At 61.7% G+C, this 11,791-nt stretch carries 12 protein-coding genes; 8 read left to right on the top strand and 4 right to left on the bottom strand.

From position 1 onward, the window contains the following. Window positions 1–86 precede the first annotated feature (86 nt). Entirely contained in the window at window positions 87–1,688 is a 1,602-nt protein-coding gene (locus ASE00_RS13050) for a carboxylesterase/lipase family protein (RefSeq protein WP_056380888.1), read from the top strand. 73 nt (window positions 1,689–1,761) lie between these two features. On the opposite strand, the gene ASE00_RS13045 is transcribed toward ASE00_RS13050, so the two are convergent. Beyond that, window positions 1,762–3,009: an NAD(P)/FAD-dependent oxidoreductase gene (locus tag ASE00_RS13045; RefSeq protein WP_056380886.1), complete on the bottom strand. Its 1,248-nt coding sequence runs from the start codon at window positions 3,007–3,009 to the stop codon at window positions 1,762–1,764. Between the two features lie 254 nt (window positions 3,010–3,263). Between ASE00_RS13045 and ASE00_RS13040 the strand changes: the two genes are divergently transcribed. From ASE00_RS13040 to ASE00_RS22980, 3 genes are read left to right on the top strand one after another with little or no spacing between them, the layout of a single operon-like run. After that, window positions 3,264–3,710 carry a RidA family protein gene (locus ASE00_RS13040; RefSeq protein WP_082594665.1) on the top strand — a complete coding sequence of 149 codons (447 nt, stop codon included), beginning with the start codon at window positions 3,264–3,266 and terminating at the stop codon, window positions 3,708–3,710. Window positions 3,711–3,746: 36 nt separating this feature from the next. Further along, the gene (locus ASE00_RS13035) at window positions 3,747–5,801 is read left to right on the top strand and encodes a carbon starvation CstA family protein (RefSeq protein ID WP_056380883.1); all 2,055 of its coding nucleotides are present in this window, start codon (window positions 3,747–3,749) and stop codon (window positions 5,799–5,801) included. Beyond that, complete coding sequence (locus ASE00_RS22980; protein ID WP_082594664.1) at window positions 5,798–5,992, top strand: YbdD/YjiX family protein; 195 nt, start codon at window positions 5,798–5,800, stop codon at window positions 5,990–5,992. The genes ASE00_RS13035 and ASE00_RS22980 overlap by 4 nt, the downstream gene beginning before the upstream one ends. A gap of 7 nt (window positions 5,993–5,999) precedes the next feature. Here the strand turns inward: ASE00_RS22980 and ASE00_RS24250 are convergent, their stop codons facing one another. The 3 genes from ASE00_RS24250 to ASE00_RS13025 all read right to left on the bottom strand — a co-directional run bounded on the left by ASE00_RS24250 (window position 6,000) and on the right by ASE00_RS13025 (window position 7,565). Continuing rightward, the gene (locus tag ASE00_RS24250) at window positions 6,000–6,122 is read right to left on the bottom strand and encodes a hypothetical protein (RefSeq protein ID WP_268801357.1); all 123 of its coding nucleotides are present in this window, start codon (window positions 6,120–6,122) and stop codon (window positions 6,000–6,002) included. Between the two features lie 233 nt (window positions 6,123–6,355). Beyond that, entirely contained in the window at window positions 6,356–6,853 is a 498-nt protein-coding gene (locus ASE00_RS13030) for a hypothetical protein (protein WP_156405414.1), read from the bottom strand. Window positions 6,854–6,893: 40 nt separating this feature from the next. Further along, complete coding sequence (locus ASE00_RS13025; RefSeq protein ID WP_056380877.1) at window positions 6,894–7,565, bottom strand: hypothetical protein; 672 nt, start codon at window positions 7,563–7,565, stop codon at window positions 6,894–6,896. A 562-nt stretch (window positions 7,566–8,127) separates the two neighbouring features. Here ASE00_RS13025 and ASE00_RS13020 point away from each other — a divergent pair. The 4 genes from ASE00_RS13020 (at window position 8,128) to ASE00_RS13005 (ending at window position 11,784) form a co-directional block, all read left to right on the top strand. Further along, window positions 8,128–8,958, top strand: a complete 831-nt coding sequence (locus ASE00_RS13020) for an EthD domain-containing protein (RefSeq protein ID WP_156405413.1) — start codon at window positions 8,128–8,130, stop codon at window positions 8,956–8,958. 40 nt (window positions 8,959–8,998) lie between these two features. Next, window positions 8,999–9,754 carry an EthD domain-containing protein gene (locus ASE00_RS13015; RefSeq protein ID WP_056380872.1) on the top strand — a complete coding sequence of 252 codons (756 nt, stop codon included), beginning with the start codon at window positions 8,999–9,001 and terminating at the stop codon, window positions 9,752–9,754. A 73-nt stretch (window positions 9,755–9,827) separates the two neighbouring features. Beyond that, on the top strand, window positions 9,828–10,730 hold the full coding sequence (locus ASE00_RS13010; RefSeq protein ID WP_056380871.1) for an SDR family oxidoreductase: 903 nt from the start codon (window positions 9,828–9,830) through the stop codon (window positions 10,728–10,730). A gap of 97 nt (window positions 10,731–10,827) precedes the next feature. Further along, the gene (locus tag ASE00_RS13005) at window positions 10,828–11,784 is read left to right on the top strand and encodes a fumarylacetoacetate hydrolase family protein (protein ID WP_056380868.1); all 957 of its coding nucleotides are present in this window, start codon (window positions 10,828–10,830) and stop codon (window positions 11,782–11,784) included. Window positions 11,785–11,791 lie beyond the last annotated feature (7 nt).

Below are 11,791 nucleotides of genomic sequence, written 5' to 3'. Positions count from 1 at the left end.
CGCGGGTGATTTGATCGATGCGCACCGTAACGCTCTCCGGGCTCTTATCGAGAGCAATTTTTCTTGCCGCGGCCTGCCTGTCGCTCGTGAGCTGCACGACCGCCCATCGCGATCCCCACCGGCTGACGGTCGAAGAGCGCGCGCCGACCGTAAAGATTTCGGACGGGACGGTCGTCGGATTGCGCCGGCAGAATGTCGATCAGTTTCTTGGCATTCCCTATGCCGCCCCGCCTACAGGGGAGCGGCGTTGGAAACCCCCTGCGCCCCCCGAGCGCTGGAGCGAACCGCGCGACGCTACGCGGTTCCGCGATTGGTGCCTGCAGGTCGCGCCCGCAGGCTTTTCGAAACCGATCGTCAACGAGGACTGCCTTTATCTGAACGTCTTCACGCCTCACGCACTTTCCTCTCGGCAGGAAAGACGCCCCGTGATGGTCTGGATCCACGGCGGAGGTCTTCGGCAAGGCCGATCCAACGACTATGATCCGACCCCGTTGGTGGAGAAGGGCGATGTGGTTTTCGTCTCCCTGAACTACAGGCTTAATATCCTGGGATTTCTTGCTCATCCTGCGCTTGACGACAAAGGCGGCGCGTTCGGCAACTATGGACTGATGGACCAGCAGTTCGCCCTCGCCTGGGTGCGCGAAAATATTGCCGCATTCGGTGGCGATCCGAACAACGTCACGCTGATTGGCCAGTCTTCCGGTGGCGCAAATGTCTTCAATCACATCGCATCACCGCGCTCCTCCGGGCTTTTCCACAAGGCAATCGTCCAAAGCGGTGCGCTATGGTTCGGCTCCTTCGCACCTTTCTACGACGGATTGCCGATCGCCAAGGCGGAGGAGGTCGGCCGTACCGTGGGGGTTATGACGGGCTGCGGCGAGGGCGCTGCCGCGTCCTGTCTGCGGTCGCTTAAGGCCGAACAACTCGCCGATGTGGTTCGCAAGCTGCCCAGCTATGCTTTCGGCGTGGTGGTCGATGGCACCATCCTCGATCAGACCGTGACCCGTAAGATCCTCTCCGGCGATTTCAACCGGGTGCCGATCATCAACGGCGCCAATCATGATGAGTGGACATGGGTGGAAGGCCTCAGCGAACGCGCGGCCGGCCGGCCTCTGGCCGAGGCCGAGCTCGAGAAGCATCTGGCGGGAACGTTCGGCGACTATGCGGCGAAGGTGGTTCCACATTATCCGGTCGCCGCGTTCGGCGGGTCGGCGGGCGCGGCCTCCGCGCGCGCCGTTACCGATGGGCTGTTCCTATGTCCGATGCTCGGACTGAACGAGGCGCTGTCCAAATATGTGAAGGTCTGGGGCTATGAGTTCAACGATCCCCATGCGCCCTTTCCTTTTCCCGCGGCGTCCTTCGCCTATGGCGCGTCCCATACGCTTGAAATGCAATATCTGTTCAAAGGCTATACGGGCGCGGTTGGGGAAGCGAAGCCGCTGTCGCGAGTGCAGACCCGCCTGTCCGATGCGATGATCACATATTGGGCCCGGTTCGCCGAACGCGGGGATCCGAATGCGACGGGCGTTCCCGCCTGGCCTGGCCTGTCGACGAAGCGTAGCCGCTATCTTTCCCTGGTGCCGCCGACACCGCATGTCGTGGAGCGGCGCGCGATCGAGGCCGAACATCTTTGCGGCGCGATGTGGAGAGATACGCTGGGTGACGTTCGGTCGAAAATGGAACTATAGACCCCATCCCACAGACGACCATCGCCGAAGCGCAGCTGTCTTCAGCTACAGCTCGGCGACGGCCACGATCGGATCAGGCCGGCTTAGGCGCCGGTAGGGATCTATTGGGGCGATAAGGCGCCAGCAGCGGTTCTTCCCTCCCGTAGAGCACCTCATTGGCCATAAACTCACCGAGCACCGGAGCGAGCGTTACTCCGCTGTGGGTTACACAAAGCGATACGTTGGGCACGCCCGGAACCGGACCGACAATCGGCATGCCGTCCGTTGGCATCGGCCGGAACCCAAGCGTCATATGGCCGAACTCGGCCTTGGCCACGGCCGGCTGATAAGCGGCGAATTTGGACAGGATGCGCGTGCCATGCATGACATCGATCCCGGGCGGAAACTCCATGGGATATTTGAGGATGCCCTCCTGGTGCACCGGGATGCGGGGTGGCGTCGACACTTCGAGGCCCACGATCGAACCGTTAGCGGCCTGCTTCCATTCCAGAGGTGATGGGCCGTCATAAACCGCGCGGGTTAGGATCGGGATCGGCTTGGAGTGAACCAGTGCGCCGGGACTATATTGCAGGGGTAGCTTATAGCCCAGTGGCGCCAGCAAGGCAGGCGAATCGACGCCGGCGACGACGATGAGCCTGTCGAATTGCATGGGTCCGCGCGATGTTGCCACCTTCACCCCAGAGTCGCCCGCTCCAGGTTCGATAGCGGTGATCTCGCAGGGATAGACGATGCGGGCGCCCGCACTTGTCGCGGCGGCGAGATAGCAGGCGGTCGCGTGGACAGGGTCGACATGCCCTCCGACTTCGGAGAAATAGGCTTCCATAAGATTGCCCGGATCGATGTCCGGCGAGATGCGCTTTAGCTCGGCACGGTCGAGCATTTTCGTCGGAAAACCGAATTCTCCTAGATAACGCGACTGTATGTCGAAGCGCCCCTTGTCTGCGGCTTTGTCGGTGAATCCGACATGTCCGCCCCAGACGCCCTTGATGCCCAGGGGTTTGTCGAGCGACCGCCAGCGCTTGATGCTCTCCAGCCGCAGGCCCATATAATGCTTGTCGTTGATGAAGGGGTTGATCCACGCCAGCGATTTGGACGTCGCCCCGGCGGCAGGCCTGGTTTTCTCCATGAGCGTGACATCAGCCCCGGCACGCGCGCAATACATCGCGATGGATGCGCCCAATATGCCGCCGCCGACCACTCCGATGCGGAGTCTGCCGCCGCTGCTGGCGCTTGCGCTCCTGATGCCGCTGACTGCACACCCAGGCAGAAAGCTCGCAAGCCCCGCGCTTGCGGCGAGGCCGAGAAAAGTGCGCCGTTCCATCAGGCGATCACCGTCTCGAAGTAGATGCTCATTGCCTCGTCTCCTCAGTTGGCCAATCAGGCGCCGAGTACAGAGTGCTGGTGCGCGCCTTAAAAAAATAATGTATAGACATATATTTGGAATTGGCGATAGTGCAATAGTCCTGTTCGCTCGAAAGGACGCACGACCAAACTAGGCCGACGCGCTAGGCCTCACGCCTGCCGCGCCATGACATCAACGGGCCAGCACCGTCTGCTCTTACTGGAGGATCGACAATGCGAAATCACCATCGAATCGCCGCGTTGGCGCTGCTTGCAATGGCAGCATCACATGCAGGAGCATCCGAACCGTCGGTCCAGTATTTCCCGCAGCCTGGATCGACTAAGCCTTTCTCGCCGGCCGTCCGCGTTGGCGATTTCGTCTATGTCTCCGGCGCCGTGGGCTATGCGGCAGATGGAAGCTTGCCGGCCGACTTTTCCGTGCAGGCGGCCAACACGATGGATAAGATTGCGGCACAGTTGAAGCTTGCTGGCGCCACGATGGACGACGTTTATCAGTGCCATGTCGCGCTGATCAACATGGACGACTGGGCGGCCTTCAACGAGGTTTACAAGAAATATTTCAAACCGAACCGTTATCCGGTGCGCATGGCGATCGGGGTCTCATCGCTCCGCGGTCCGGCGGTCGAAGTCCAGTGTGAGGCCTTTGTTGGCAAGAGGTGACGTTGCGTCCACGGCCATCGCTTGGGAGAGGAAAAGATGCCGGGTAAGCTGAAGCTCATCGGCTGGGGGGTGATCGCGCTGCTGGGCGCGGTGGCGCTGTCGGTCGTGGCGATGGCCCGCGGCGAAACCGTGAATGCTGTCTGGATCGTGATCGCGGCAGCCTGCGTCTACGCGATCGCCTACCGTTTCTACGCCCGCTTCATCGCGGCCAGGGTATTGAAGGTGGACTCGGCACGTCCAACCCCCGCCGTCACGCGCGCGGACGGGCTGGACTTCGTGGCGACCGATAGGCGCGTTCTGTTCGGTCATCACTTCGCCGCGATCGCGGGTGCCGGGCCGCTCGTCGGTCCAGTCCTGGCCGCGCAGATGGGATATCTTCCGGGAATGCTGTGGCTGCTGGCTGGCGTGATCCTGGCAGGTGCCGTTCAGGACTTTATGATCCTGTTCATCTCGATGCGGCGCGAGGGCCGCTCGCTTGGCGAATTGATTCGGCTCGAAATGGGCAATGCAGCAGGCGTGATAGCGCTATTCGGCGCCTTTCTGATCATGGTCATAATTCTTGCCGTGCTCGCCCTCATCGTGGTGAAGGCACTCGCGGAGAGCCCGTGGGGCATGTTCACCGTCGCGGCAACCATACCGCTCGCCTTATTGATGGGGGGCTATAGCCGCTGGCTGCGGCCCGGCAGGATCGGTGAGGTCTCCCTGCTGGGCTTCGTCGGCCTCCTGCTGGCGATCATATATGGCCGCGAGGTCGCGACGTCCGTCTCACTGGCACCGCTATTCACCTTCACACCGGTCCAGCTGTGCTGGATATTGATCGCTTATGGTGCGGTCGCGTCTTTGCTGCCCGTATGGTTGCTGCTCGCGCCGCGAGACTATCTTTCCACATTCCTCAAGATCGGGGCGGTTCTGGCGTTGGCGATCGGGATATTGATCGTTGCACCGCCGATGCGGATGCCATCGATCACGCCTTTCGCTAACGGGGGCGGGCCCGTGTGGTCGGGACCACTGTTTCCCTTTCTATTCATCACCATCGCTTGCGGTGCCGTGTCCGGCTTTCATGCGCTGATCGCTAGCGGGACCACGCCGAAGCTGATCGCCAGCGAAGGTCACGCGCCCCTTATCGGCTATGGCGCGATGCTGGCCGAGAGCATGGTCGCCATCATGGCGCTGATCGGTGCGTCGGTCATCGACCCCGGTATTTATTTCACGATGAACAGCCCCGCTGCGGTGGTCGGTACGACCGCGGCCAGCGCCGCCGAAGCCGTCACCGGCATGGGGTTCGCTATCACACCGGGCGCGATCTCGTCTCTAGCCGCGGACGTCGGCGAAACCACGATCATATCGCGCGCTGGTGGCGCGCCGACGCTGGCAGTGGGCATGGCGCATATCTTCAGCAAGGTCGTTGGCGGCAAGGCGATGATGGCTTTCTGGTACCATTTCGCGATCCTGTTTGAGGCGTTGTTCATCTTGACGGCGGTGGATGCCGGGACGCGCGCGTGCCGTTTCATGCTTCAGGACATCATCGGACTTGCAGTTCCGTCGTTCCGCAATGCCACCAGCTTCCTGCCGTCACTCGTCGGCACGCTGCTTTGTGTGTCGGCCTGGGGGTTCTTCCTTTATCAGGGGGTGACCGATCCGCTCGGAGGCGTAAACACGCTGTGGCCGCTGTTCGGTATCTCCAACCAGATGCTGGCGGCGATCGCGCTGACGCTCGCGACGGTGGTGTTGTTCCGGATGAAGCGCGAGCGCTATGCCTGGGTGACGATGGTCCCAGCCGCCTGGCTTCTCCTATGCACGCTGACGGCTGGCACGCTCAAGCTGTTCAGCAGCGATCCCAAGCTCGGCTTCCTCGCCCATGCCGCCAAGTTCGAGGCGGCGATCGAGCGTGGAGAGTTGCTGGCCCCCGCCAAGTCGATGGGCGAAATGCGCGCGATCCTCTTCAACGACAGGGTCGATGCCGCCCTCACTGCGATCTTCATGCTCGTGGTGGTGACGATCGTCTTTTACGGGGCACGCGCTTGCCTCTCGGCCTTGCGCACCGATCGCCCGACCGCGCAGGAATTGCCCGCAACCGTGGCCGCGGCATGACACGGCTGCACCGTCTGTGGACCGGCCTGGCGGACGCCGCCAGGCTGATGGTCGGGCAGAGTTCCTATCGCGTCTATTGCGAGCATATGGCGACCCACCACCCCGACGCCGAAGTAATGGACGAGCGAAGCTTTTTCCGCCACCGGGAGGCTGCACGCTATGGCGGACGAAACGGCGGGCGTTGCTGTTAGGCCGCTCTCACCCTCGCACCGGCGCGATACTGAACAGATAGATATCGCTTTCGCTCGTCAGTTTGACGATCTCGCCCGCGGCATCGTCGATACGAACCGCACCAAGCGGCGCACGATCGAGCGCCGCCATCGGGCATCGGAGCCGCCGAACAGAAGCGCGCTGCGCGCCGACGGAATCGGGACCGACCCTGACACAGGTGCCCGGAGCCGCTCTATCAGTCCCGAATAGCTGCCCGCCGCGTCATGAGATTGGGCCCGCCAAGCGCTGTGCCGTCGACACCGGCGTCGTTCGCGAAGCGGTGTGGCTGGCCCTCGCGGCCGAACTCGATCGGCGGGCGGTTCGCAACACCATTTACGGGAGACTTAGAATCGCCTTTGTCCCGCATCCACTTTTTCGCAGATACCGGAGAAATCCTGGCCGGTGCCCTTGATGCTGATCTCGCCGGTCTGGCGGTCGATGCGCAGTTTGGGCTTATTGAGGCCATTAAGCCTGTAGCTGGCACGAATCTCGTTCTGACCGACGATGACGTCCGTCAATTGCCACCAATGTTGATGATCGCCGCCAGAGTTAAGTGGGGGGATCAGCTTTTCGGGAAGGCGGATGCGGCCGTCCTGGCCGTCGACTTGTAAGGTCACTGCAGATTCGAAGCCGCGCATCGATGTCTCGTAACCGCTTTTGGGCCGATATTTGTGGTCGTAGCGATCCCATTCGAGCGTGCTGCTATAGCTGCCCTTCATCGCTTCGCCGCGGCCGGTGCAAATGAGGTTGATCGGGCCATCGCCACCCCGATCCTGAGCGATCGCGGGTCCAGTGGCGGCCGGGACCGCAAGACCTATTAGGATCGCCATTCGATAGCGCATCGCTTATCTCCCTTATGCCCGCACGGACAGTGCGCGTCTTTCAAGTTTCGAGCAACAGACCGGCGCCGAACAGAATGACCAGACCCTCAATGATGACGACAAGAGCTGTAACTCCGCCGCGGAGCAGGCTGGTCCCGAATTGGATGGCAAACCATCGCGCTTCCACAAGCAGGTAGTAGAAAATCGCTAGCAGCATGATAGCGGCGCCGGCCAAGGCGTTCGCATCACCCTTCAAGCCTACAAGGATCGTACCGACGCTAAGGCCCAGCGCGAAGATCGCCGCAGGATAGCACTGTGCGTAGAAGGGAAGCTGCAGCGTCTCGCGATCAAGCGGCACGCGCCGGCGCCAAACGTAGTGCAATGACATCAAAAGCGGGAACACCGAGAAAACGAGTAGGCGGAACACGAGCGCACTGCTGTCATCGTTGATCATGTTCGCCAGCCCGCGACGATCGGCAATAAGCCGGTCAGCTTCTCCCGCAGCGGTCGCGGCGAGGTGCGCAATCAAAAGCGTCAGGGCAAGGAAGAGCGGTGGACTGAGCGCGGCCTTGTATTGATCTTCCTGCGGCAAATCGAGTTGGCTATCAGCGTAGTTCATCGCCGCGATAGGAGAAAGCAGCGTGCGGCCTAAGGTCAGCGGATAGAAAACAAGCCAGCTGATGACCTCGTAGAGCAGCTCGTCGAGCGAGTTGAGCCACTTCATGAAATCCATGGCTATCCATCCTAAAATTCGGGTCCGCGGGCAAGTGAGGATCGTCGAAGTGATGCGTGATCAGACGGCAGCTTCTGGGCTCAAGCGGGGATGCGTCGAACGACCGATATTAGGGCGCGTAGCTGCCGAAAGACTTTTGCTCCACAGATCGGCGCCGGCGCTGACGATTCCTTCGATCAATCGTCTGACAAAGTGCGTCCGCTCGACCGAGCCGGTCAGCTGCGGGCTTGAGAGCGACGGCAATGCAATTCCACTTAGGGCACCGACCGAGAGGCAGTCGTTCAGTCCGCGCCGACGAGCTGCGATGGCACTCGCCGCTCTCCAGCGCGCCAGGTATCCAGACCGCCTACTTGTGATGATACGGATTTGGCAGCCGCTAAATATTAAAGACCCCCTCCGACACTCTCCTACACGTGTGATTCGGTCACCGGCGCAGCATCTCGGAACTTTATGTAATTTTCTATATATGTTTTAATTGACATATCATATCGGTTAGGCTTTAGTGCGCCTACTGACGGCGGAATCGTACGGAAAAGTAACGGCCGGTCAGAGGGCAGACGGAATGGTGCAAAGCGACCAGATCGGACGGCTGCAGCCGCGCCACCTGCGTTCATTTGAGCCCATCCGCTGCGAGAGGTATGCTTGGAGGCAAGCGATGAAATTCATGGGAGCGACCTGGCGTCGAACTGGCCTGAGCAAGGCGGCCATGCGGGCTTACTACAACGATGTTCACGGGCCGATCGTCGCCCAAGATCCCGCCGAAATCTATCGATACGACCAGAATGTCGTCGAAGATGCCGTATTCTACCACAAGGACGCGCACTCGCCGCTGACGCAGCCGGACGGGCTGACCGAGTTCCTGACGGAGGACCGAGGCTCGTTCGAACGGAGCTTCAAGGCACCGCATATGGCGAAGGTGGCTTGGCCCGATACGCTGGTCTATGCGGACCTCACACAGGCGGTGAGCGTCGCGGGCGACGAGGAAACGCTCCTGTCGTCAAACACGCCCGAGACAGATCTCACAAAGGTTATCTGGTTCGTTCTTGTCCCGGACGACACCAGCCGTCACGCGGCGGGTTACCGCAAGCAACTCGGCGAGGTGCTCAGTTCGGATGCGCTCCGGCCCGCCGGCGTCGAAATCTGCCGGTTGGTGACCGAGTTCGAGGAGCCGGGCGACTTCATCCGGAACATCTTCGGCAGACCTGGTCCGCGCGCCGTAGCAGGCATCACGCTGTTCCTCGATCGGGGCCGCTCCTGGGAAATGCCGGAGCTGGCGGAGCGCCTCATTCAGGGGACCAACGAGGCTTACGACACGGAAGCTTTCGCCGCATCCTTGCTGGTGACCCCGACAGTGGTGGTGGACGAACCTGCGCCGGCCCGGGCCGGTGAATGACGCAGCCGAGGCCCGCTCCGATCAGTCCAAGGAACTGTCTATGATCAAGATGATGATCCTGTCCCGAAGGCGGCCGGGCATGACCCACGCCGAATTCCTGACCTACAACGTGGATAAGCATGGGGTCATGGTCCGCGCCAATCCCGTCGCGATCAGACGGTATCTTCAGCACGATATCTTCGATGGGGCCTTCGGCCGGGTCGGCGACACCAATTGCGATGTCACGGTCGGCCGCGACAACGTCACCGAACTCTATTTCGACGACATGGCTGGGCTCGTCTCGCTGCGCACCGACCCCGAGACACGGCGGTCACTGAATGACGGGGCGAACTACGCGGACGCAACGACGGCCGTGGTGATGATCGCCAACGAGATCGAAATCCCGGTCCAGAATGCCGGCGGTGGCAGGCTGAAAATCTTCCAGTTCCTGCGCAAGCAGGACGAAGTCGACGCGCAGAACTTTCGGCAGGTCTGGCAAGCGGCGCACGACGAGGCGCTACGGCGCAGCGGAACCGCCGGCGAGGTCCGACGGGTGCTGTGGTCCGAACCGGTGCCGCAGGAACCGGCTGCTCCGCCGGAAACCAAGTCGACCGAAAGTACCACGATCGACAGCGCGATGGCTGCACCGCAACTGTGCCACGGCTATTCGACGATCTGGTACGACCGCGAAGAGACCGGCCCAGGCCACTTTCGCGCCTATGTCGACGAATTCACGGCGGCAACTGCAGGCTTGATCGACCATGCCGGGAGTTTCTTCCTGCTCGCCCGGGAGCAGCTCATTTTTGACCATAGCTGAGCCGAGACAGCTTGATGGGTCGCCTGGTTCGCCCGGAGCGGGCCGCCAGGACCCGCTATGCAGAGGAGTGGATATGCGGATCTTTGTCGTTGGCGGCCGCGGACATGTCGGATCGCTCGTCGCCGAAGGGTTGGCGGCCAAGGGGGCGGACGTCCGCGTTCTAACACGAAACGAAGCGGCCGCGGGCGCGATGCCAAAGGGGCAGACTGCGGTGATCGGGGATCTCGACTGCATATCGGTCCTGCAGAACGAAATGCGTGCCGCGGACGGCGTGTTCCTGATGTTCCCGCCGCAGGACACGCTGTCGTTCAAGGGGCTGAATGCGGTCTCCGTCGCCTCGGAAACACGGCCGCGCAATCTCGTCATGATGACCGCAATCAATGTGGACGACAACCTCGTTGGCGTCGGCCACTGCGGTGGCATGTGGCCGGCAGAGGTCGCGCTCGCCAGGACAGGCCTTGCCTATACCATCCTGCGCCCGAACTATTTCTTCCAGAACGATGAACGACAGCGGGAGAACATCGAGCGACGCGGGGTCTATGGCTCGCCGGTTGGTGATGTCGGTCTGTCGCGGGTCGATTGCCGGGACATCGCCGATGCTGCGATCGCAAGCTTCGAGAACGGCAGTACGGGGCAGCGCTATGTCGTTAGCGGGCCGGAAGTATTCAATGGCGCTGCTTCGGCGGCGCTGTGGTCCGAGGTTTTGGGGAAGTCTGTGCAATATAGCGGACATGCGGACATGCGCCGCGTGCAGGACTATCTCCAGTCCACCGGACTTCCGGAACACTGGGCCTACGACCTGTGCAAGATGTATGAAGTGTGGCAGCGCGAAGGCGCCATAGCGACGCGGGAAGACATAGATCGGGTCAGCGCGCTGATCGGCCACGAGCCGCGCACATACCGCGCCTTCGCCGAGGAGGCGGCGCGCATATGGGCAGAAACGCCGCTGCCGGCCGCAATCTCGTGGGGACAGTAGAAACCGTTGCCGCACCGCCGGTTAATCGGCCAGCCGCGTCGCCCTGCACCGCAGACGCTATCGCTTGCCCACCCTTACTGCCAATCAGGATATAAGCATGAAGCTTCTGACGTTTGAACATGGTTCGGGGCCCAGGCTGGGCGCGCTGGGGATTGACGGACGCATCGTCGACCTCAGCGCAAAGAGAGATCCGGCATTCGCTTCTATGCAAGCGCTCATCGAATCGGGACCGGAAAGCTTGGCCAAGGCGCGCGACGTGGTGTCGACCTGTCAAGCCGGCCTTGATCCGCACGAAGTGCGTTGGCTCGCGCCGCTGCCGGTGCCAGCCCAGATGCGCGACTTCCTTGTCTTCGAGGTGCACATGCAAGGGGCTGTATGGAACGGCGCCAAGCTGCGCGATCGGCTGGGCGAAGGGCCTCCGGCGCCCACGTCCGCCCCGCCCGTCCCTCCCGTCTGGTACCAGCAGCCGATCTACTACAAATGCAATCGCTTCGCGGTATCCGGGCCGGGCAACACGGTAGACTGGCCTAGCTACTCTTTCGTGGCCGACTACGAACTGGAACTCGCGTGCGTGATCGGTCGCGGCGGCCGCGACATCTCGGTCGAGAACGCGCACTCTCACATCTTCGGCTACACGATCCTGAATGACCTTACGGCGCGCGACGCCCAATTTAAGGAAATGCAGGGCCCGCTGGGGCCGGCTAAGGGTAAGGATTTCGACGGGGCCAATGTCCTAGGACCGGTCATCGTCACCGCTGACGAACTCGATCCTGATGCCTTGACGATGCGCGCCTGGGTCAACGACGAGCTGTGGAGCGAAGGCAGCAGCGCGACGATGCATTGGTCATTCGCCGAACTTATCGCATATGTCAGCCGAAGCGAAACGCTCTATCCAGGGGAAGTCCTGGGATCCGGAACCGTTGGAAACGGGTGCGGCCTGGAACTGGGACGCATGCTGCGGCACGGCGATGTGGTGACTCTGGAAATCGAAGGGATCGGTCGGCAAACCACAACCATCAACGCGCCTCACATCCCGGAACGCCTCGTTCTTTGAGTCCGAG

It is taken from the genome of Sphingomonas sp. Root710 (assembly GCF_001429065.1).
Lineage (GTDB): Bacteria > Pseudomonadota > Alphaproteobacteria > Sphingomonadales > Sphingomonadaceae > Rhizorhabdus.
The sequence above is the reverse complement of the archived record's forward strand: the minus strand, read 5'-3'. Positions and strand labels throughout refer to the sequence as shown.

Bases quoted from the DNA above. Each gene is read 5' to 3' on its own strand.
- ASE00_RS13040 (WP_082594665.1), top strand. From the start codon at position 3,264: ATGCGAAATCACCATCGAATCGCCGCGTTGGCGCTGCTTGCAATGGCA.
- ASE00_RS13035 (WP_056380883.1), top strand. From the start codon at position 3,747: ATGCCGGGTAAGCTGAAGCTCATCGGCTGGGGGGTGATCGCGCTGCTG.
- ASE00_RS13045 (WP_056380886.1), bottom strand. From the start codon at position 3,009: ATGGAACGGCGCACTTTTCTCGGCCTCGCCGCAAGCGCGGGGCTTGCG.
- ASE00_RS13020 (WP_156405413.1), top strand. From the start codon at position 8,128: ATGGTGCAAAGCGACCAGATCGGACGGCTGCAGCCGCGCCACCTGCGT.
- ASE00_RS13025 (WP_056380877.1), bottom strand. From the start codon at position 7,565: ATGGATTTCATGAAGTGGCTCAACTCGCTCGACGAGCTGCTCTACGAG.
- ASE00_RS24250 (WP_268801357.1), bottom strand. From the start codon at position 6,122: ATGGCGGCGCTCGATCGTGCGCCGCTTGGTGCGGTTCGTATCGACGAT.
- ASE00_RS13005 (WP_056380868.1), top strand. From the start codon at position 10,828: ATGAAGCTTCTGACGTTTGAACATGGTTCGGGGCCCAGGCTGGGCGCG.
- ASE00_RS13010 (WP_056380871.1), top strand. From the start codon at position 9,828: ATGCGGATCTTTGTCGTTGGCGGCCGCGGACATGTCGGATCGCTCGTC.
- ASE00_RS13030 (WP_156405414.1), bottom strand. From the start codon at position 6,853: ATGCGCTATCGAATGGCGATCCTAATAGGTCTTGCGGTCCCGGCCGCC.
- ASE00_RS22980 (WP_082594664.1), top strand. From the start codon at position 5,798: ATGACACGGCTGCACCGTCTGTGGACCGGCCTGGCGGACGCCGCCAGG.
- ASE00_RS13015 (WP_056380872.1), top strand. From the start codon at position 8,999: ATGATCAAGATGATGATCCTGTCCCGAAGGCGGCCGGGCATGACCCAC.